17 protein-coding genes and 1 other RNA gene are annotated in these 19,748 nt (G+C 71.3%); 6 read left to right on the top strand and 12 right to left on the bottom strand.

Annotated features, from left to right (window positions below):
• Positions 1-245 precede the first annotated feature (245 nt).
• Positions 246-1,178 (top strand): DUF6925 family protein, encoded by a 933-nt coding sequence (locus MFF40_RS06920; protein WP_147897139.1) that lies wholly within the window; start codon positions 246-248, stop codon positions 1,176-1,178.
• 12 nt (positions 1,179-1,190) lie between these two features.
• Here the strand turns inward: MFF40_RS06920 and MFF40_RS28835 are convergent, their stop codons facing one another.
• The 5 genes from MFF40_RS28835 to miaA form a co-directional block, all read right to left on the bottom strand.
• Positions 1,191-4,757 (bottom strand): tubulin-like doman-containing protein, encoded by a 3,567-nt coding sequence (locus MFF40_RS28835; RefSeq protein ID WP_283206092.1) that lies wholly within the window; start codon positions 4,755-4,757, stop codon positions 1,191-1,193.
• Positions 4,758-4,760: 3 nt separating this feature from the next.
• Positions 4,761-5,249: a hypothetical protein gene (locus MFF40_RS06910; protein ID WP_147897138.1), complete on the bottom strand. Its 489-nt coding sequence runs from the start codon at positions 5,247-5,249 to the stop codon at positions 4,761-4,763.
• Complete coding sequence (locus tag MFF40_RS06905; RefSeq protein WP_238260015.1) at positions 5,246-6,775, bottom strand: hypothetical protein; 1,530 nt, start codon at positions 6,773-6,775, stop codon at positions 5,246-5,248. The genes MFF40_RS06910 and MFF40_RS06905 overlap by 4 nt, the downstream gene beginning before the upstream one ends.
• On the bottom strand, positions 6,772-8,130 hold the full coding sequence (locus tag MFF40_RS06900) for a hypothetical protein (RefSeq protein ID WP_238260014.1): 1,359 nt from the start codon (positions 8,128-8,130) through the stop codon (positions 6,772-6,774). The genes MFF40_RS06905 and MFF40_RS06900 overlap by 4 nt, the downstream gene beginning before the upstream one ends.
• A 153-nt stretch (positions 8,131-8,283) precedes the next feature.
• Entirely contained in the window at positions 8,284-9,186 is a 903-nt protein-coding gene (gene miaA, locus MFF40_RS06895; protein WP_147897153.1) for a tRNA (adenosine(37)-N6)-dimethylallyltransferase MiaA, read from the bottom strand.
• 26 nt (positions 9,187-9,212) lie between these two features.
• Here miaA and serB point away from each other — a divergent pair, with 26 nt between their 5' ends.
• A complete protein-coding gene (serB, locus tag MFF40_RS06890; protein ID WP_147897136.1) occupies positions 9,213-10,106 on the top strand; it encodes a phosphoserine phosphatase SerB in 894 nt (297 codons plus the stop codon).
• Positions 10,107-10,414: 308 nt separating this feature from the next.
• On the opposite strand, the gene MFF40_RS06885 is transcribed toward serB, so the two are convergent.
• The 6 genes from MFF40_RS06885 to MFF40_RS06860 all read right to left on the bottom strand — a co-directional run bounded on the left by MFF40_RS06885 (position 10,415) and on the right by MFF40_RS06860 (position 16,747).
• Entirely contained in the window at positions 10,415-11,965 is a 1,551-nt protein-coding gene (locus tag MFF40_RS06885) for a Do family serine endopeptidase (protein WP_147857445.1), read from the bottom strand.
• A 107-nt stretch (positions 11,966-12,072) separates the two neighbouring features.
• Entirely contained in the window at positions 12,073-13,026 is a 954-nt protein-coding gene (hflC, locus tag MFF40_RS06880) for a protease modulator HflC (RefSeq protein ID WP_147857461.1), read from the bottom strand.
• Positions 13,023-14,216, bottom strand: a complete 1,194-nt coding sequence (gene hflK / locus MFF40_RS06875) for an FtsH protease activity modulator HflK (RefSeq protein ID WP_238260012.1) — start codon at positions 14,214-14,216, stop codon at positions 13,023-13,025. Before hflK ends, hflC begins: the two co-directional genes overlap by 4 nt.
• A 292-nt stretch (positions 14,217-14,508) precedes the next feature.
• Positions 14,509-15,000 (bottom strand): dihydrofolate reductase, encoded by a 492-nt coding sequence (locus tag MFF40_RS06870; RefSeq protein WP_147857355.1) that lies wholly within the window; start codon positions 14,998-15,000, stop codon positions 14,509-14,511.
• Positions 14,997-15,791 carry a thymidylate synthase gene (locus tag MFF40_RS06865; RefSeq protein ID WP_147857356.1) on the bottom strand — a complete coding sequence of 265 codons (795 nt, stop codon included), beginning with the start codon at positions 15,789-15,791 and terminating at the stop codon, positions 14,997-14,999. The genes MFF40_RS06870 and MFF40_RS06865 overlap by 4 nt, the downstream gene beginning before the upstream one ends.
• A gap of 110 nt (positions 15,792-15,901) precedes the next feature.
• Entirely contained in the window at positions 15,902-16,747 is an 846-nt protein-coding gene (locus tag MFF40_RS06860) for a CPBP family intramembrane glutamic endopeptidase (protein ID WP_238260010.1), read from the bottom strand.
• Between MFF40_RS06860 and ssrA the strand changes: the two genes are divergently transcribed.
• The 4 genes from ssrA (at position 16,739) to MFF40_RS28830 (ending at position 18,241) form a co-directional block, all read left to right on the top strand.
• Positions 16,739-17,120: a transfer-messenger RNA gene (gene ssrA / locus MFF40_RS06855) on the top strand. The genes MFF40_RS06860 and ssrA overlap by 9 nt on opposite strands.
• A gap of 66 nt (positions 17,121-17,186) precedes the next feature.
• Positions 17,187-17,801, top strand: a complete 615-nt coding sequence (locus tag MFF40_RS06850; protein WP_147856589.1) for an SspB family protein — start codon at positions 17,187-17,189, stop codon at positions 17,799-17,801.
• 52 nt (positions 17,802-17,853) lie between these two features.
• Positions 17,854-18,102 carry a hypothetical protein gene (locus tag MFF40_RS06845; RefSeq protein ID WP_238260008.1) on the top strand — a complete coding sequence of 83 codons (249 nt, stop codon included), beginning with the start codon at positions 17,854-17,856 and terminating at the stop codon, positions 18,100-18,102.
• 4 nt (positions 18,103-18,106) lie between these two features.
• Positions 18,107-18,241, top strand: a complete 135-nt coding sequence (locus MFF40_RS28830; protein ID WP_279596777.1) for a hypothetical protein — start codon at positions 18,107-18,109, stop codon at positions 18,239-18,241.
• Between the two features lie 35 nt (positions 18,242-18,276).
• Here MFF40_RS28830 and MFF40_RS06840 read toward each other — a convergent pair whose 3' ends face one another.
• On the bottom strand, positions 18,277-19,683 hold the full coding sequence (locus MFF40_RS06840) for a cytochrome P450 (protein ID WP_147897133.1): 1,407 nt from the start codon (positions 19,681-19,683) through the stop codon (positions 18,277-18,279).
• Positions 19,684-19,748: the final 65 nt, after the last annotated feature.

Genomic DNA, 19,748 nt, shown 5'->3' with positions numbered 1-19,748 from the left:
CGGACCTCTCCGCCTCGGTCGTCCCGGGCATCGCGCCGGCCGCGCCGAGATCAACCTCGATGATCGCAGCGCGACTTCCGGTCATTCGCCGGCCGTGTCAAGGCGTGTTGGCTGCGGGGCCGCCGGTCGAGCGGCTGTCTCGGTGGTTGTTTTCGGGGGCGCAGTCTTGGCCGGAACGGGTTTCGCCAAAACAGTTCTGGCAAGAACGATTCGGCTTCGAGGATGATGCGGTCCAAGGAGAGCCGATGACGGGCTCGGTCGAGTCCCTGCTGCGCGACCACCTCGCCGACCCGGCCTGCGCCTGGAGCCTCGGCGCCTACGGGGCTGTGGCGGCCTTCTCCCGGGATCCGGCGGAGCCCGTCGTGTCCCGCGAGGGCGGCCGGATCGGGCTTGTGACGCCGCGGGGCGCGGTCGCTCTCGCCGCGACGCAGGATCTGGTGCCGTTCGCCTACGAGACCGGCTTCACCGACGGCTGGAGCCAGGCGGTCGCCCTATGCTTGCCTGCCCAAGCCTGTGCCATGGGCTGCCGCGCCGTGCTGACCGAACTCGGGCCGGACGATGCCGCTTCTCGGGCGCAAGATCGCGGGGCAATCCTGTTCGATCTCGGCCTCGGGCTCCGGGCGGTGGATGCCTGTGTGCGGGTGGCCGATCCCGGCCTGATCGACTGTCTGAGAGCCGCGTGCGGGCGACCGATCTTCGCGCCCGGCAATCCGGTCGGACCCATCCTGCTCGAGACAAGCCCGCATCGGGTGTTCCTGGCGCGCATCGGCCGGATCGAGGTCTACACGCCGATCCCGCCGGTCGGCGGCGCGAGCGCGCCGGGTCCGCATACGCACATCCTGCCCAAGCTCCTGCGGCTCGGCCGGACGCATGCGGCCACCGCTCCGATCCCGGCGGGCCTCGTGCCCTGCGCGGCGCTGCACCCGGCGCACCCGGCCAAGGACGCGACGGGCCGTCGGTCCGGCTTCGACGCCGCCCGCCACGCCGCGTTCGGAAGCCTGCTCGACGCCTGGGGCGACCCCGCGCTCACCGCGCTCAGCCGGACGGTGCTGGCCGGCGATGAGCCGGATCCCGTTTCGGCGAATAGCCGCTTCGCCCGCTCGGCGATCCGGGCGGCCCGGGCGCAGGTTGTGGCGATGCGTGGCTGGTGTGAATCCTTCGACCACCACCCTCGTTGACCGAAAACGCTCTCAGCGCGCTGGCGGCGGCGGAGGCGGTGGTGCCAGCAGCGGGGCGAGTGTCGGATGGTCGGCGGCGGCGATCCAGGCGCCTCCCTGCGGGTGGATCTGGGTGGCTGCGCTCAGGGTGCCGGCGCGCGCCTGTGCGACGAGTTCGGCGAGCGGGAACGGCCCTTCGACCGTGTCCCGGTAGACGTGGAAGAGAGCAGCCGGCGGCGGTGGCGGCGGGACGGACGCGGCCGGGTTGGCGAGCCGCATCAGGCCCTCCGTGGTGAAGGCTGAGGGCTCGATCACGCGCTTGTCCACGGCCCGTAGGAGCGGCGGGTCGGCCGGGTCGCGGTTGGCCTCCTCGGGGGGCACGTCGGCGAGGCTGCCCGGGATCGGTTTGGTCCAGTCCTCCACCCGGGCGAGCAGCGCGTCGGACAGCCGGTCCGGATCCCCCGGTAGGCCGCCGGCCTCGATGGCAGCCTGGCGCCAGCGCAGAGCAAGCGACACCGCGACCGCGTTGCCGACACCGCCGACCCGGGCCTCGGCGTCGAAGTTCACCGTCTCGCGCCGCGGTGCGTAGGCGCGCTTGGCAGTCCAGGCGAACAGGGCCGCCATGGCCAGAGTCTGGACCGGCGACAGGGCCGCCTCGGCTTCAGCGACCTGGGCCGCGATCGCCTCGCGCTGGACACGGTCGAACAGCTTGCGCCGGAGGGTCCGCTCGGACCCGACGCTGCGCCAGTCCCCCGGCTCGAACGCGAAGCGCCACAGCCCGGTCTCCGGAGCGCGCTGGAGCAGGCCGAGGCAGACCGCGCGCAAGAACAGCGACAGGGTCTCGCGCAGGGCATCCGATTCCTCGGCCGAGGGGGCGACCGGGTCCGGGAAGCGGAGATAGTCCTTGTGGTTGTGGAGCGGGATCGCGTCGAGGCGGTCCAGTTCCTGCGCGTAGGCGGTCCGCCAGTCGCGGCGTAGGGGACCGAGCACATCGAGCGGTACGCCCGACAGCTCGCAGTAGCAGACGATGCGGCCCCGCTGGCTCGATTCGAGAAAGCCGATCTCTCCGGCGCCCAGCACCGGCGGCAGGCTCGCCCGCAGGATCGGGCCGAATTCCGCCTGGAAGGCACGCGAGCCCTCCACCGCCAGGATCGTCTTGAACTGTTCGCCGCCCGGGCTGAAGGCGTCGAACCGTGCGTAGATCCAGGGCATGCAGCGCAGCAGCATCAGTTCCAGGGTCTCGCGCTGCTTTGCGGGCGGCAATTCGCGGAGCGCATCCAGCGCCGACGGGATGCGGGCGCGGTGCGGCCCGAGCCGGCGCCGGGCCATCTCGCGGACGGCGTTGAGCAGGTCGGCCCGGGTCTCCTCCTCGCGCAGCAGTGCGAAGATCGCCCGCGACCCGCCATAGGCGCGGAATGCCTCGCGGGCCCAGGCGAGCTGCTCGGCCGGGGCGACCGCGATCTTGTCCGGCAGGTCGCCGGAGGGCAGGACCAGGAAAGTGCCGCCTGACGGGCGCTCGATGGCATTGCGGATCTCGGCGATGTCGAGGCGCAGCTCGCGCATCAGCCGGCCGACATCCTCGTGGCCCTGGTTCAGGGCGCCGAGCAGGCCGTCGTAGCGGGCGGCGCCGGTCTCCGGGTCGCGCCCGGTCCGGGTGCCGAGCCTGGCCGAGACCCGGCGCAGCAGCTCGGCCGCCTCGCGGGCGGCCACCGAGCGGATGCGCAGGACGCAGGAGCCGCGCAGATCCTCCCGGGCCTGCTCCAGGTAGCGCTCGGCGTCGCGGCGATGGGAGAAGATCAGGCCGGGGCGGACCTGATCGAGCCGGCTGAGCGACGCGGAGAAGTGCTCCGCCAGCATCTCGTCGGCGAGGCGGGCGTAGGTGTCTGCGGCGCCGGTGAGCCGGGCGAGCGCGCCGCCATCGGCCTCGATCAGGTCCTTCACGCCCTCGATCAGCGCCCGGGCGTAGTCGAGGCCGCCACGTTCCTGGTCGTCGAGGAGGCGATAGAGCGCGGCCGGCAGCGCGCCGTCCCGGTCGGAGAGCCAGGCCGCCTCGAGCTTGGCGCGCACGTCCAGCACTTCGGCGCCGCGGGGACCGTAGGCGGCGCCCGAGCCGGTGCGGCCCAGGATGTCGTCGCGCAGGCGCTCGGCTGCCTTGCGCAGGTTCGGCGCCCAGTCCCGGGGGCTGGCGATCTCGGCCTTGATCGCGTCCACCGCCTCCTCGACGCCCAGCGCCACCGATTCCTGGATCGAGGAGCCGTCCGCCCGCTGCAGCAGGGTGCCGACAAGGTCGTATTCGGGGATGCCGGGCGGGGCCGGTTGGAGCACCTTCGGAAACGCCTCGAAGGCGGAGAAGCGCAGGGCGAGCCGGTCGGCGGCGAAGCGGTCGCGCTCCTCCACCGTGGGGATGTGACGCTCCGCCAGACGCTCCCCTTGCCTGCGGGCGACGCCGAAGAACGCCTCGACCATGCCGAGGCCCGCCCGGGCGGCGTGCTCCTCGAATTCGAGGCTGCCGCGGGTGGCGAGCACCGCTTGGCCGAGCGCCGAGTAGTTCAGCGAGAACAGGGCGGCACGGCCGGCGCGGTCCGGGCTCGGCGGCGCCCATTTGCGCATCTTGTGCTGCGTCTGGTTGACCCCCGTCGAGCGCTTGCGGCCTGAGAATTCGGAATTGCCGAAATCCTCGAACAGCACGTCGGCCATCATGTCGTAGAGGTCGCCGATCGCGCCGGTGCGCTGGTCGGCGAGGTTCTGGGTGTCGAACAGGTAGACGTCGCTGAACGGCCGCTCGACCCCGCGCGCCACCCGGGCGTGGTCGCCCCAGCTCTCGACATAGGGCGGCTCGGGATTGCCGCGCATGGCGTATTCGAGTTCGGACAGGGTGGCGACGCCGTTGGCGAAGACCCGGTCCTTGTTGGCCCCGACATAGCCCGAGGGCAGGACCAGGAAGAGGTCGACCGCGTCGGGCCGCTTGGGCGTCTCCAACGAGGAGATCGCGTAGCCGGCATCGATCACCGCCCCGGAGCCGGTTCCGCCGGCCACCGACGCCACCACGACGACGCGCAGGTCCGTGGAGGTGTCGAGGCCCAGCGCGCGCAGCTGCGCCTCGTTCGAGACGTTGGCCAGCACCGCGCCGGCCTTGGCGGTGAGCCGGTCGGTGAAGTTGCGCACCTCGTCGAAGAACAGCAGCCGCGCGATCGCGCGGATCTGGCCGGCGCCCTTCGAGGCGTCGATGCGCGACAGGTCCCGGGCGGGAAGCCAGGAATCGATGTGCGGGTAGCTGCGCCGCTCGGCCTGGTAGCGGGCGAGGTTGACCGCCTTCTGCAGGGTCTCGCCTTCGCGGAACGCCACCTTCGCCGAGAGTGCATCGGTGGCCGCCGCCCGGCCGGCCTCGCGGGCCTCCAGGGTGTCGGTGTCGAAGTACAGGAAGGATGCGGCCGGGAACTGGTCGAGGGCGCTGATCCGCGTCCCGTTCCAATCGGCCTGGAGGATCCGGCGGCGCAGGCGCAGTAGCACCTCCATGCCGGTGCCGCCGAGCGCCACGAACACGGTGGGGCGGACCTTCAGGAGTGTCTCGGTCTCGGCAGCGGGCCGGGTGTCAGCCATATCTCAGCGCCTCCGGTCGGGTGCGCGCAGGAACAGCACCAGGGCAGCGCAAAAAAGCACGATGCAGAGCGCGAACCCGGCCGCCAGCCCCGCCCAGGCCTGCCAAAGCCGGCCGACCGTGGCGCTCACCAGGATCGACGCGGTGAGCATCAGCGCGGAGAACAGCATCCAGCTCGCGCCGTTGGCGGCGTCCAGCGTCGCGCGGCGGTTGATCAGGTGGGCGCGCACGCCCTGTCGGACGAACAGGAACAGCACCGCCAGCACCAATAGGGCGGCGGCGCCCAGCGCCAGCTCCGTGGTGGTCGGCCCCCGTTCGAGGCCGCTGAACGGGTTCGCCGGGGTGCTGGATTGAGCCGGCGGCGGCGCGGTCTGGAGCGGATCGGCCTGGGGCGCCGGGTTCTGCGGGGCGGGAATGGTGAAATCCTGGCCCGTTCGCGCCTGGACGCGGACGATCCCGGCAGGCCCAGCGCCGTCCCTGTACAAAAACATCATGCGCCGGATCCGGGCTCCTGGAGACGGGTTGCGCGGGCCGGCCCCCACAGGCCCGCCCGCACCTGCCAGCGGCTGCCGTCGGGGGCGCGGATTGTCTGGGCCCGGTACGGCCTGAGGCTCACCCGCTTCTGGGCAGTGCCGAGCGTCACGGTGTGCGGCCGGGTCCGGGTGGCGGCCACCGCCCCGAGGGCGGCGGCGGCGGCGAGCGCCAGCCCGCCGGAGGCGGCAGCGATGAGCGGCCAGGGCGAGAACGCCGCCTCGATCCGCACCGGAAGGCTCACCGAGGCTTCCGAGACGCCGCGATAGTCGCGGAACAGGCCGGGCAGCCGGCCCTCCACGGCGCTCGCATCCCCAACCGGCCCGCCCATCTTGTCCCCGGACAACAATCCGCTGCCGAAGATCGGCCGCACCCGTTCCAGGAAGGCCGGATCCAGCGCCAGGCGCAAGTCCGTGAGGCGCAGAGTCAGGGTGCCGTCCACGGTGCGGCCGTCGGACACCAGCCCGGCGAGGCCGCCCGGACGCGGGATCGGGGGCAGGGTCAGCACCACGGCGAGCGGCCCGCTCTCCGCCTGCGGCGCCAGGTCGGCGATGTCGGTGGGCGAGACCGCCGCCTGCGCCAGCCCGTCCCCCACTTCGCTCCAGCGCAGCGCCAGCCGGGCCGCCGCGACCCGCTGCGGATAGAGGTCGTTCCGCAGGTGGGCGGTGAGCCGCAGGACCGTCCCGGCCGAGGCGTCGGCCCCGCGCACCACCAGCACGCCGTTCTCCAGCCCGGCCTGCAACCCGCCGGCGTCGAGGCGGTCGAAGCGCAGCGTCAGGCCGCCGGCCAGCACCGGCTTCAGGCTCACCGGCGGATGGCTGAACAGCGCCTTCAGTCCGGGTGCGGCCAAGGCGGCCTCGAGCGACCGGCCGCCGGCCGCGCCGTAGCCGATGCCGTAGATGACGAATCCGCCCTCCGAGAAGTTGCGACCCTTCAGGGGCATCCGAACCGGGTAGGCGACGATCCGGCTGATCGCGTCCGACCCGCGCAGCGCCGCGTAAAAGGCGGCGGTGTTCCGCTCGACCTCGGCGCTGTTGCCCGGGCTGTTCTTGTTGTTGGTGATCATCCAGATCACCCCATCCCGACCGCGCAGGCCGGTGCGGATCGCGCCGAGCAGCGCGCCGTTGAAGTCGGCATCGGCATAGGCCGTGCCGCCGGCCTTGCGCGGCAGGTCGATCGCCGCGACAGCAGCCCGGACCCGCCCGGAATCGTAGGCCCCCTCGTACAGGATCCGCGGTGAGGGCCGGCCAGGGACCTGCCCGTCCTGGTCGAAGGTCGCCACCGCCACGTCGGCCCCCGGGGCCCGGGCCGCTGCTGCCACCAGGGCTTCGACGAGGGGCCGGAACTGCGAGCCCTCGGCGGTCAGGAACGGCTCCATCCAGCCGGAATCCTGCACCAGGAAGACCTGCCGCACCGGCGCATCGGCGAGCGCCCGCCCACCGAGCAGGAGGGCGAGCATCAGCAAGGCCCGCAGAAGCGCCCGGCTCATGGAGCGCGCAGCCGCAGGGCGTGGCAGCGGTATTCCGACCGGCTCCACAGGTAGAGCACGCCATCGTGCACCAGCGCCCGCGCGTCGCCGATCCGCGACACCGCGAGACCCACCGGCAGCCGGCGCAGGCCGGCCCCATGGGCGTGGTGGAGCACGTGCCCGGTCACGGGCGCCGGCAGGCTCTCGCCGCGCAGGAAGCTCCCGCGTGGGCCGGGAATGTCGAGGGCGAGCAGGATCGTGTCGCGGGCCATCGCCAAGCGCGGCACCAGCAGGTTGCCGGCATGGGTACCGAGGTTGAGCGTCTCCTCCGGAGCCTGCCAGGTCACATCGAACCGCTCCGCGCCGGCATAGGTGCAAGGCCCGGCCGCGAGATGCGGCCCGTCGAGCCCGTGGAGTCCGGGATCCGATGCCAGGGCGGCGACGTGGTAGCGGCCCGCGACCATGCCCAGCTGATGGTGCAGGTCGGCGCGGTCGCGCCACGGGGCCTGAGCGATGACCGGCGCGAAGCCGTCCGGCCAGGGTGTGACCCGGGTGTCGTCATCGCGCGTCCGGCAGGCCACGAAGCCATCCGGACCCGTCCAGAACGAATCGCCGAGCCGGTTCATCCAGGGGCCGGCGAAATCCGCATCCGGCGCGGGGGCGTCGAGGTCGCGCAAGGCGAGGACGTTCGATGCGGCCGCCACGCGGCACAGGACGAGACGTCCGTGCCGCGCGCCAAGGGCGAGGATGTCCCCGCCCCGCCAGCACGGGGCCGACAGGAAGCGCAGCCCCGGCATCCGGACCTCGGCATGGTCCAGGCGGGACCCGAGCTGCGGCAGCCGCACGCCGACCAGCGTGTCGGCGGTGGCATAGGCGATGCCCCGGCGGCTCGCCGTCAGGCCCGACCCTACGGGAGCCGGGGGCAGCCGTCCGAGTCCGCCGAACCTGCTTCCGTCCCAGCCCTCGAACGCGCCCAGATTCTCCTGGAACAGGTAGAGCGCCGCCGGATGCCCGGCCCGGATCAGAAGAGGCACGCCGCTCGGCAGCGGCACCTCGGTGACGCTCTCGGCCTCGACGTCGAGGATCTCCGGGGCCGGTACCGGGACCGGCGGACCCAGGGCCACGCCGGTGCCGGGGGCGTACGCGAAGGCGCCCGGGAACGGCCGACCTTCGGCATCCCGGCGGATGCCGAGATGGGCGATGCGGGCATCCCCGGTGGCGATTGCGACCCCCGCTACCTCGGCCGCCACCGGCCGCCCGCCGGCGAAGCGCCAGATTTGGCGGCCGGGGAGGCTCGTGAGACGCGGGTCCGGATCGATCGGCCAGACGCCCTCCGGTGTGGCGCGGGCGAGCGGCGATGGGTCGTCCAAGCTCACAGGCACCGGTCCATGGGTGGGAAAGCGACGGGATCGTTCCCGATTTTTCGCGGGATGGGAAGGGCGGACGGGGAGAGGAGCGCGCGACTCACTGCGCGAGAGCCGATGCGCGCACATCGGAGCCTTTCAGGAGGCGTGAGCGCAGCGCATCCGTCACAGCTCGGCCGCCGCCTCCGGGTCCAGCCAGCGCCAGCCGGTTCCCATCTGGTGGCGGAACCAGGTGACCTGCCGTTTGGCGTAGGCCCGCGTGTCGGCCTGGCCGCGTGCGATTGCGTCCTCGAGATCCATTGCCCCGTCGAGATGGGCGATCAGCCCCGGCACGCCGTGCGCGCGCATCACCGGAAGCATCGGATCGAGCGCGCGGGCGCGCAGGCGGGACACCTCATCCAGCGCACCTTCGGCGATCATCGTCCGGAAGCGGGCGTCGATGCGGGTGCGCAGGACCGTGCGGTCGGGAGCCAGGAATAACCTTTGAAGGTTCTGGCCGGCCAAGGGCCCGGGCACCGGGTCGCCATGGAAACTCGCAATGGGCCGGCCGGTGGCCAAGAATATCTCCAGGGCACGCATCACCCGCATGCGGTCGCTCGGGCGCAGGCGCAGCGCGCCCGCGGGGTCGTGCCGGGCGAGGTCGGCGTGCAGCGCCTCGGTCGGGCGGCCCTCGGCTTCGCGGCGCACCTGCGCGCGCACCGCCTCCGGTACCGGCGGCAACTCCGAAAAGCCCTGTTCCAGGGCCCGGAAATACAGGCCTGTGCCGCCGACGAAGACCGGCAGGCAGCCGTCGAGCATCGCCAACAGTGCGGTCACGTCCCGGGAAAACTGTCCCACGGAGTAGTTCACGGCTCCGTCGACATGGCCGTAGAGCCGGTGGGGCACGCGGACCTCCTCGTCGGGGTCGGGCCGGGCGGTGAGGCGGCGCAGATCGCCGTAGACCTGCATGGAATCGGTGTTGATCACGACGCCGCCGTGGCGCTCGGCCAGCCGGGCGGCCAGCGCCGACTTGCCCGACGCGGTAGGCCCTGCGATGAGGATCGCCGCCGGGCGCCCCCCGGCCTCCATCCGGTCTGGCAAGGCGAACCTCCACGATGCTGGTCGCGGTCCTGATAGCAAACCCGGCTCGGCCGTCCATCACCGACGCGGTGCTGACCGAGGCGCGCGCCGCGCTCGGGACGGAGCACCCGCCGCGGATCCTGCACGGAGAGGTCGCCGCCGAAATCCTGGTGCCGGGCGATCCCGCCGACGCCGGTGCCCTCACGGAGCGGCTGCGGAGTGCGCTCTCCGGCGAGCCGATCGACCTCGCGGTGTTGCCGGTCGATGCGCATCGGCGCAAGCGCCTGTTCCTGGCCGACATGGATTCGACCATGATCGAGCAGGAATGCATCGACGAACTCGCCGGGACGCTGGGCCTCAAGGATCATGTCGCGGCGATCACCGAGCGGGCGATGCGCGGCGAGATCGCGTTCGAGCCGGCGCTGCGCGAGCGCGTGGCGCTGCTTAAGGACATCCCGATCACGGCGGTGGACGGGCTCATCGCCGAGCATCTCAGCCTCACCCCGGGCGGGACGACGCTGGTGCGGACGATGCGAGCGCATGGCGCCCGGACCTGCCTCGTCTCCGGGGGCTTCACCCTGTTCACCGGCCCGATTGCCGGGATGATCGGTTTCGAGGAGCACCGGGCCAACGTGCTCGGCGTCGCGGACGGACGGCTCACCGGCACCGTGGAAGACCCGATCGTCGGCAAGGCCGAGAAGCGCGCCACGCTGATCGAGCTGCGCGACGGCCTCGGGCTCGGCCCCGCCGAGACCCTGGCGGTCGGCGACGGCGCCAACGACCTCGACATGTTGGCGGAAGCCGGCCTCGGCGTGGCCTTCCGGGCCAAGCCCGCGGTGGCCGCCGCCGCCCGGGTCCGGATCGAGCACGGCGACCTCACCGCGCTGCTGTATCTGCAGGGCTACGCTGCGGCCGAGTTCGTGGCGTGAGGTTCAGTGGATGAGGATCCGGACGAGCGTGACGACGGCACCCAGAGTCGAGCCGCTTCGCGGCGCGTTTCGTACCGGGTCCCGGATCAGGTTCCGCTTCGCTTCACCTGTCCGGGAAAGGGGCGGGGCCGCATGAAACGCCACGCCCTTTCCCAGGCGCATGCAGCGTCAGCGCGGCAAGCGACCTAGAACCCAGCGCAAAACTGCCGCGTAGCGGCTCCCCCTGAGCCGCCTGGCCTTGTCCCAAAAATAAAGGCCGCCGCATCCGTCCGGAGCGGCGGCCCTAGGCCCCTCGATAAGGGACCGACTTATTCGAGCCCGATCGCCACGAAGCGCACGTCGCCTGTGGCGCTCGCCACCAGCAGCAGCACGGACTTGCGCCCGTCCTTCTTCAGGGCCTCGACCCGCTTGGACACCTCGGCGGGGGTGTTGACCGCTTCCTGGCCGACCTCGACGATCACCTCGCCGGGCTGGATCCGCTTGTCGGCGGCGGTCGAGTTCGGGTCGACCCGGGTGACGACCACGCCCTTCACGGTGTCCTTGATGGAGTACTTCTTGCGCAGCTCGTCGGTGATGCCGGAGAGGTTGAGGCCGAGCGCCTGACGGGTCGCGCTCTCGGCTTCGGGCTGGCGCAGGTTGGCGAGCTGCGGCTTGTCGGTGTCCTCGAGCCGGCCGAGCGTGACCGGCTTGGTCAGCTCCTCGCCCTTGCGGACGACGACCACGTCGACCTTCTGGCCCACGGGCGTCGACGCGACGATCCGGGGCAGGTCACCCGAGGCCTTCACCGGGGCGCCGTTGAACTTCAGGATGACGTCGCCGACATCGATCCCGGCGGTCTTGGCCGGTCCCTTCTCGTCGACCCCCGCCACCAGCGCGCCGCGCGCGCCGCCCTTGAGGTTCAGCGCCTCCGCTGTGGCGTCGTCGACGTTCTGGATGCGCACGCCGAGCCAGCCGCGGCGGACCTCGCCGAAGTCGCGCAGCTGGTCGATGACGGGCTTGGCCGTATCCGACGGCACCGCGAAGCCGATACCCACCGAGCCGCCGGTGGGCGACAGGATCGCCGTGTTGATGCCGATCACCTCGCCGTCCATGTTGAACAGCGGACCGCCGGAATTGCCCTTGTTGATGGCCGCGTCGGTCTGGATGTAGTTGTCGTAGGGGCCGGACTCGATGTTCCGGCCGCGCGCCGAGACGATGCCGGCCGAGACCGAGCCGCCGAGGCCGAACGGGTTGCCGATGGCGATCACCCAGTCGCCCGGGCGCATCGTGTCGGAGTTCCCGAACGGGACGGCTTTCAGCGGACGCTCGGCGGTGGGCTTCACCCGCAGCACAGCCAGGTCGATCTTCGAGTCCTTGCCGATGATCTCGGCCTTCAGCTTGGTGCCGTCGTGCAGGATCACCTGGATGTCGTTGGCGTCGCCGATGACGTGGTTGTTGGTCACCACGATCCCGGACGTATCGATGATGAAGCCGGAGCCCAGGGAGTTCGACTTGCGCTGCTGGCGCGGCGAATCGTTGTCGCCCCGCTCGCCGCCCTTGTCGCCGCCCTTGCCCCCGCGGCGGTTGAAGAACTCCTCGAACAGGTCCTCGAAGGGCGTGCCCGGGGGCAGCTGCGGCATGGTGCGGCTGCTGCGCGCATCGACCGTGGTGGAGGCGGAGATGTTGACCACCGCGTCGGTGACCTGATCGGCGAGGTCGGCCAGCGAGGCCGGACCCTTGGCGAAGGCCGGGGCCGGCAGGGACGCGGTCGCGAACGAGGCGCCGACCAGGATCGCCGCCATGAACGAGCGTGTGCGGGAACGGGGCTGCGCCTGCGCGCGGCCGAAGGGCGCCCGGGGGGCGCTCGCGACGGGGTGCATGGTCGACCTCTTCAAGAACGCGTTTCCGGTTTCGCGGGCCGCCGACCGGGATCGGCAGCCCGCGCATTTTCTTGCATCGTAGTCCGCCGGCGCCGGGGCGCCAGCGGTCAGCGCGTCGCGCCCGTCGAGGCGGTCGGGTCCGTGGGCCCGCGGGGCGTACGCGGCGCCGAAGCCGTCGCCCGACCCTGAGGGTCGCTGAAGTAGCGGAAGAAGTCCGAGCTGGGGCTGATCACCAGCCGCGTGTCGGAGCCCTTCAGCCCGGTCTCGTAGGCCTGCATCGAGCGGTAGAAGCTGAAGAAGTCCGGGTCCTTGCCGAACGCCTCGGCGAGGATCCGGTTCTTGTCGGCGTCGCCCTGGCCGCGCAGCTGCTCGGACTTCTGCGTCGCCTCCGCGAGGATCACGGTGACCTCGCGGTCGGCCTTGGCGCGGATTGTGGCGGCGCTCTGGTCGCCGTTGGCGCGGATGTCGGCGGCCTCGCGCTCACGCTCGGTCTTCATCCGCTTGTAGACGGCGGCCGAGTTCTGCGCCGGAAGGTCCACCCGGGTCATGCGCAGGTCGACGATCTCGATGCCGAGCGCCTTGGCCTGCCGGTTCACGTCCTCCTGGATCTGGTGCATCAACTGGCCGCGCTCGGTCTTGACGATGGCGTCGCGGGTCGAGCGGGCGAGCACGTTGCGCAGGCCGGAATTGGTGAAGCTGGCGAGGCGCTGGTTGGCGAGCCCGATATTGCCCACCGCCTGGTAGAAGCGCAGCGGATCCAGGATGCGGTAGCGCGCGAAGGCGTCCACCTCGAGGTTCTGCCGGTCGGCGGTGAGCACCGTCTGCACCGGCAGGTCGAGGTCGAGCACGCGCTTATCGAAGATCACGACGTTCTCGACGAACGGCACCTTGAAGTAGAGGCCGGGCTTCTCTTCGCCGGTGGCGTTGAGCACGGCGCGGACGCGGCCGAACTGCAGGACGAGGGCCTGCTGCATCTGGCCGACGGTGAAGATTGAGGCGTAGAGCCCGATCGCGACGATCGCCGCGATGGCGATCAGGCCGGTGCGGAGAGCCTGTTTCATCGGGCGGCTCCCGTGGCGGCCGGGGACTGGGCGCGGGCCCCGAACTCGGTGAGCGGCAACACCGGCAGGACGCCCGCTGCGGCGCCCGAGCCCGGCTGTGCGCCGTTCTGGTCGATGATCACCTTGTTCACGGAGCCCAGAACCTTCTCCATCGTCTCCAGGAAGAGCCGCTCGCGGCTGATGGCCGGCGCGGCCTTGTAGGAGGCGTAGACCTCACTGAAGCGCGCGGCCTGGCCGGTCGCGTCGGCCGTCGCCTTCGTCCGGTAGGCCTCGGCCTGCTGGAAGATCTGCGACGCCCGGCCCCTCGCCTGCGGCACTTCGCGGCTGGCGTAGGTCTTGGCCTCGTTCTGTGCCGTGTCGGCGTCCTGTTGGGCGGCGTTCACGTCGATGAAGGCCGGACGGACTTCCGGCGGCGGGTTCACCGAGACGAGCTGCACCACCTCGATGCGGACGCCGGCGCCGTACTCGTCCAGCGCCTTCTGGACCATCTCCTTGACCTCCTGGGCGATGCTCGACTGCTCGTTGGTCAGGATCGCCTGGATGTTGCGGCGGCCGATCACCTCACGCATCGCGCTCTCGGAGATCGCCTTGATGGTGCCTTCGGGGTTCTGGAGGTTGAACACGAAGTCGGAGGCCTTGAGCGGGTTGATCCGCCACTGCACCTCGAAGTCGAGGTCGACGATGTTCTCGTCGCCGGTGAGGATCAGGCTCTCGTCCGGCACGTCGCGGTTGCGGCCCTGGCCCCCGGGCCCGGCGCGGAAACCGATCTGGATCGAGTTCTGCGAGCCGACATCCGGCTTGACCACGCCGCCGATCGGATAGGGGAAGTTGTAGCGCAGGCCCTCGCCCTTGGTGCCGACGTAGCGGCCGAAGATCGTCTCGATGCCGACCTGGCGCGGGTAGACGGTGTAGAAGCCGGTAGCGAGCCAGACCGCGACCGCAAGCCCCGCGATCACCGCGGCGCTGCGGCCGCCGCCGATGCCGCTCGGGCTTCCGCCGCCATAGCCGTTGCCGCTGTTGCCGCCGCCCGGGATCAGGCCGCGCAGGCGATCCTGCCCGCGCCGGAGCAGGTCCTCAAGGTTGGGCGGGGTCTTGCCGCCGCCGCCGCTACCCCATGGGCCGCCGCCGTTGCCGCCGGGCCGACCCCACGGGCCGCCGCCGCCACCGCCGCTCTGATTGCTCCAAAGCATCCTAGCCGTCGTCTCCTGCCTGCCCGCACCCGGTCCGCACGCTGAGCGTGCTCCCCGGACCGCGTCTCCCTGCCTGAACGGCCACGCTCGCCCACCTCATCCCGCCCGCCGGCCCGTTCGCGGGACCGGTGGGTCGGTTTGGTGGCTAAACGCCTGCGCGGGCGACTCTTCTCGAGAGGCCAGGAGCCCCATGAGATCGCACGCCCGACAGGCACCTGCGGGTGTGCGCCCCACGCTGTCAAGGCTGGCAGGTGGGCACGCACAGGCCGGAACACAACCGCGGCGGCGCGCCTCAGCGGATGCGTGCCCAATCGACGAACGCGAAGGCGTGCTCGTCGCGCGGGCCGGCCGGGTGTGCCTCGCGGAAGGTCTCGCGGAACGCAACCCGATCGAACGTGGGGAAGCGCACGTCCCCCTCCGGCTCGGCCTCGACTTCGGTGAAGTGGAGCCGGTCGGCATGCGGCAGGGCGAGGGCGTAGATCTCGGCCCCGCCGACCACCATCAGCTCCGGGCCGGAAGCGGCCGCGACGGCGGCGTCCCAGTCGTGGACGACCTCGGCGCCCTCGGCGCGGAAGCTGGGATCCCGGGTGAGCACCAGGGTGCGGCGGCCCGGAAGCGGACGGCCGATCGAGGCCCAGGTCCGCCGGCCCATCAGCATCGGCTTGCCCATGGTCAGCGCCTTGAACCGCTTTAGGTCGCTGGACAGGTGCCAGGCGAGCCCGTTGTCGCGGCCGATCACGCCGTTGCGGGCGAGCGCCGCGACCAGCGAAATGGTCGTGCTCATACCGCCACCGGGGCCGAGATGGCCGGGTGCGGGTCGTAATTCTCGATGGCGATGTCCTCGTACCGGAAGGCGAACAGGTCGCGAACCTCCGGGTTGAGGCGCACCTGCGGCAGCGGGCGCGGCGCCCGGTCCAACAGGGTCCGTGTCTGCTCCAGGTGGTTCATATACAGATGCGCGTCGCCGAACGTGTGGACGAAGTCGCCAACTGCGAGCCCAGTTACCTGGGCGATCATGTGGGTCAGGAGCGCGTAGCTCGCGATGTTGAACGGCACGCCCAGGAAGGCGTCGGCCGAACGCTGGTAGAGCTGGCAGGATAGGCGGCCGTCGCTCACGTAGAACTGGAACAAGCAGTGGCAGGGTGCGAGCGCCATCCGGTCGAGGTCCGCCGGGTTCCAGGCCGAGACGATCAGGCGGCGGGAATCGGGATTGCGCCGGATCTCGCCGAGCAGCCAAGCGATCTGGTCGACGCTGCCGCCATCGGGCTTGGCCCAGGAGCGCCATTGCCGGCCGTAGACCGGGCCGAGGTCGCCGTGCTCGTCGGCCCACTCGTCCCAGATCGTCACGCCGTTGGCCCGCAGGGCGGCCACGTTGGTGTCGCCGGCCAGGAACCAGAGCAACTCGTGGATGATCGAACGCAGGTGCAGCCGCTTCGTGGTGACCAGCGGAAAGCCCGCGGACAGGTCGAAGCGCATCTGGTGGCCGAACACCGAGAGCGTTCCGGTGCCGGTGCGGTCGTCCTTTACGGCGCCCTCATCGAGGATGCGCCGCAGCAAGTCGTGATAAGCGTCCATCGAGCACTCCAGAGCACCAGAATGGCGGCTGGCATGTTCCAACCCCGTATAGGAGCATTGGGGGTGTGAGTCTCGATGCGGGACGAGCGTCCCCTTTACAGGCGGATGCGCTACCCCGGCCACAGCACGTATGTCACCAAGGCGAGGTTCGACCAGCCGTGCAACGCGATGCCGGGCCACAGCCGGCCGGTGCGCCAGCGCAGCCAGCCGAGCACGAGCGCGAGCGGCAGCAGCGAGACCGGCCGGGCGAGCCCCCAGGACGAGACATGCGCCGCCGCGAAGATCACCGCCGTGACCAGCACCGCGCCCATCGGCCCCAGGGCCTCCCGGGCGCGGGCGAAGGCCTCCCCGCGCAGCAGCAACTCCTCGGCCACGGGCGCCAGCACCGCGAGATAGAGCAGCCAGGCCGCGACCGCGCTCTGGCTCATGAACGGCGACAGCCTCACCCGCTGGCCGAAGCTCGCGCCGAACAATTCGGCGGTCCCTGTGACCCAGGCGATGTGCAGCACCGGCCACACCAGCAGGAGTCCCAGCAGCACGACCGGCCGCATCCCGTTCGGGCGCTCTCGGTCGAGGGCGAGGCGGCGGCGCCAGCCCGCGGGGTCGCGCCACCAGGCCCCGCCCAGCACCAGGGCGGCGAGGTAGATCTGGCGCAGGGCATCGACCGCGAAGGCGCGGTGCGCGAGGTCCACGGCGCCGAGGAACGGGCGGCGCTCGGTCGGCAGGAACGGATCGATCCCCGCCCACAGGTCGAACCCGACCCGGACGGTCACCAGGGAGAGCAGGCTCGCGGCGCCGAGATAGACGATCACGAGGCCGACCAGCAGTGCGAGCCGCCAGATCACCCCCCAGATCCGGTCGAGCACGGGCGCGGGGACGCTCGACTGCGCACTTCCGGCAACAGCCTGGTCAAGAGGTTCGCCCTGAGACAGTGGCGCGACACGATCGGGCTTCAAAACCGGACCGATCCCCTCTATATCTTGGGAGCCGGTCGCGAGGCCGGCTATGGCGATAAACGATCTTCGCAATAAACCGATCGGACCCGGGGGCGGTACCCGGCGCCTCCACCTGAGCCCAGGACCGATGGCCGCAAGGCCAACGGAGTTCGACTGGTCTCAGGCGGGGGCGAAGCAGGTTCGACGACGGCGTAAGGGTTGATCTTTCGTTCGGCATGGTTCCGCCGTTATCGGGCCTTTGCAAGAGTTGCCAACGACACTTTTGCTTCGGTGGCGGGGGCCGCGTAAGCGGTCTCCAAGATCGGTCTCAAGTCCTCGCGGTTCTCGCCGCAGAGGCGGGGCATGAAGGCGCCCGGCACCAGAAGCCGTCACTCATTTCCTCGGTCCGGCCATCCGCGGCGGGGCGCCGGGCGCAGACCGGGCTAGAGCGCGACCGCAGATGGCAGACGACCTGATTCGCTACGATCTCCTGGTGCAGGACGCCCTCCGCGGCGTCGTCCGCAAGGTGCTGACCGATGCCGCCCGGGACGGGCTGATGGGAGACCATCACTTCTACGTCTCGTTCCGGACTGAGGCGCCCGGCGTGCGGATGTCGCAGGCCCTGCGCGAGAAATACCCGCAGGACATGACCATCGTCCTGCAGCACCAGTTCTGGGACCTCAGCGTCCACGAGCACACGTTCGAGGTCGGCCTGTCCTTCTCGGGCGTGCCGGAGCGGCTGCTGGTGCCGTTCGACGCCCTGTCGGGCTTCTTCGACCCGTCCGTGCAGTTCGGCCTGAAGTTCGACCTCACCGAGGCCGGCGAAGTGCCCGAGGAGGCCAACGCCGCCCCGGCTAAGGCCGGCCCGCGCGGGGCGGGCTCCGAGCCCAGTGAGGTCCGGCCCAAGGGGTCCGGGCTCGCGACGATCGGCTCGGCCGCCCCGAAGGGCCTGCCGGCCCCCGCCGCGCAAGGCGACAAGCCCGACGAGAAGGCTCCCCGCCCCGCCGCCAAGAAGGACGGCGAGGAGGGCAGCGCCGAGGTGGTGAGCCTAGACGCGTTCCGGAAGAAGAACTGAACTCTCCGGGCCGAATCAACGGCCCAGGGCTTCATCGGTGGACGAGACTGTCGTGCAGCCGATCCTGTCGGCGGCGGAGCGCAAGCATCGCGCGAAACGCTTCGACGAAGGCGTGAAGCTTATCGCGACCTTCTTCAACGCTACGGCGATCCTCACGCTCGGAACGGCGTTCATCAGTCCGCTGGTTCAGCATCCCGCGGATGTGTTCACCAACAACGGCTGGGCTTTCCTGCTCGCGTCCGTCATCCTACATCTGATCGGACAGATCGCGCTTCGGGTGTTTCTGCGCGCCGAGGAGTAGCTGGATGCCCCAGAGCTATGCCCTTCAGATCCTGATGATCGCCGTCGCCATGTCGGTGCTCGGCCTCGGGGGCCTCTTCGTGGCCGCGCGCATCTACGATCGCAACACGCGCCGGCTCGAAGCGCGCCGAGGTGATTGAGACCGGCGCGCGCTGAGAGCTGGTGCCTGCCGCCTTTAGCCCCGCAGCTCCGCCTCCATCCGCAACCCATGCTCCGGCCGCAGCGTCACCCGGTGGAGCGGGCTGACCGGCGGGTGGTCCGCCGGAAGGTGGAAGCGCACCGCCCGGACCACATGGGCCAGCACGATCACCGCCTCCTGGATGGAAAAGCTCTGGCCGATGCAGACCCGCGGGCCGGCCCCGAAGGGCAGGTAGGCGAAGCGCGGGATCGCGTCGCGGTTCTCGGGCAGGAACCGCTCCGGCATGAAAGCCTCCGGGTCCTGCCACAAGGTCAGATGGCGGTGGAGCACCCAGGGCGCCACCATCACGAGCGAGCCGCGCGGGATCTTGATCCGGCCGAGCCGGTCGTCCCGGGTCGCCTGCCGGCTGAGGAACGGCACCGGCGGGAACAGGCGCATCGCCTCCTCGATCACCGCCCGCGTGTAGGGCAACTGCTCGACGGCGAAGTCGCCCGCGCCCGCGGCGTCGACCTCGGCCTCGACCCGCGCCTGCGCGGCCGGATCCTGCGACAGGCAGTAGAGTGCCCAAGTCAGCGAGTTGGCCGTGGTCTCGTGGCCGGCCGCGATGAAGGTGACGATGTTCGCCTTCACGGCGAGGTCTGACAGCCCGTTGCCGGTCTCGGGGTCCTGGGCGGCGAGCAGGAGGGTCAGCAGGTCGCGCGGCGCATCGCCCTGCGCCATCGCCGCCTTGCGACGGGCGATCAGTTCGTCGACCACCTCGGCGAAGAAGCGCCCGGCCGGCCGCGCCCGCAGGCGGCCGATGCGCGGCACGAAGTCGGGCACCCCGAACACGTCGAGCGGGTCGATCGGCCCCACCGCCTCGAGGAACCGCGTGATCGCGCGGCCCAGGGCGTCGGGATCGCCCGGCAGCCCTTGGGTGAAGATCGTCCGCTCCAGCACGTCGAGGGTGACGCGGGTCATCTCCAGCGCCACGTCGACCTTCTTGCCGCCCCGGCGGGCGAGGCGGCGTCCCAGCTTGGCCCCCGCCGCGTTCATCGCATCGGAGAAGCCCTGGACCGTGCGGGCGTTGAAGATGGGGGCGAGCGTCCGGCGCTGGAGCCGCCACTCGTCGCCCTCGGCGCTGAGCAGACCGTTGCCCAGGCCCGGCGCCAGCACCCGCCGCTGCAGGTCGTCCTTGCGGTAACCCTCGACGTTCTCGACCAACAGGTAGCGAATCAAAGACGGATCGCTGACCACGGTGATCCGGCCCATCGCGCCCTCGGCGGCCACGACCGGCTCCTTGAAGTGCACGTCCATCCAGGTGGTGATCGGGTTCTTGCGGGCGGCCCGGAGGAACTCGAACAGGCCCAGCGGTTCGCGCAGCGGGCGCGGCACGGGCGGGCGGAATCGCGCGGACGCGCCCTCGGCCAGATCGCGGTCGGTTCGGTCGATCGTCGCGCTCATCGGCTCCCTATCCGGCGGGAACAGAGCCCCGCGCTTGTCCGGCGCCGGGGAAAAACCGGCATCGC

The sequence above is a fragment of the Methylobacterium mesophilicum genome, assembly GCF_022179445.1.
In the GTDB taxonomy this organism is placed as follows: Bacteria; Pseudomonadota; Alphaproteobacteria; order Rhizobiales; family Beijerinckiaceae; genus Methylobacterium; species Methylobacterium mesophilicum.
The sequence above is the reverse complement of the archived record's forward strand: the minus strand, read 5'-3'. Positions and strand labels throughout refer to the sequence as shown.

Coding starts and splice junctions, on each gene's coding strand:
- miaA (WP_147897153.1), bottom strand. CDS start 9,186: ATGGAGGCCGGGGGGCGCCCGGCGGCGATCCTCATCGCAGGGCCTACC.
- hflC (WP_147857461.1), bottom strand. CDS start 13,026: ATGAAACAGGCTCTCCGCACCGGCCTGATCGCCATCGCGGCGATCGTC.
- MFF40_RS28830 (WP_279596777.1), top strand. CDS start 18,107: ATGCCCCAGAGCTATGCCCTTCAGATCCTGATGATCGCCGTCGCCATG.
- MFF40_RS06870 (WP_147857355.1), bottom strand. CDS start 15,000: ATGAGCACGACCATTTCGCTGGTCGCGGCGCTCGCCCGCAACGGCGTG.
- MFF40_RS06840 (WP_147897133.1), bottom strand. CDS start 19,683: ATGAGCGCGACGATCGACCGAACCGACCGCGATCTGGCCGAGGGCGCG.
- MFF40_RS06905 (WP_238260015.1), bottom strand. CDS start 6,775: ATGAGCCGGGCGCTTCTGCGGGCCTTGCTGATGCTCGCCCTCCTGCTC.
- MFF40_RS06885 (WP_147857445.1), bottom strand. CDS start 11,965: ATGCACCCCGTCGCGAGCGCCCCCCGGGCGCCCTTCGGCCGCGCGCAG.
- MFF40_RS28835 (WP_283206092.1), bottom strand. CDS start 4,757: ATGGCTGACACCCGGCCCGCTGCCGAGACCGAGACACTCCTGAAGGTC.
- MFF40_RS06865 (WP_147857356.1), bottom strand. CDS start 15,791: ATGGACGCTTATCACGACTTGCTGCGGCGCATCCTCGATGAGGGCGCC.
- MFF40_RS06850 (WP_147856589.1), top strand. CDS start 17,187: ATGGCAGACGACCTGATTCGCTACGATCTCCTGGTGCAGGACGCCCTC.
- hflK (WP_238260012.1), bottom strand. CDS start 14,216: ATGCTTTGGAGCAATCAGAGCGGCGGTGGCGGCGGCGGCCCGTGGGGT.
- MFF40_RS06910 (WP_147897138.1), bottom strand. CDS start 5,249: ATGATGTTTTTGTACAGGGACGGCGCTGGGCCTGCCGGGATCGTCCGC.
- serB (WP_147897136.1), top strand. CDS start 9,213: ATGCTGGTCGCGGTCCTGATAGCAAACCCGGCTCGGCCGTCCATCACC.
- MFF40_RS06920 (WP_147897139.1), top strand. CDS start 246: ATGACGGGCTCGGTCGAGTCCCTGCTGCGCGACCACCTCGCCGACCCG.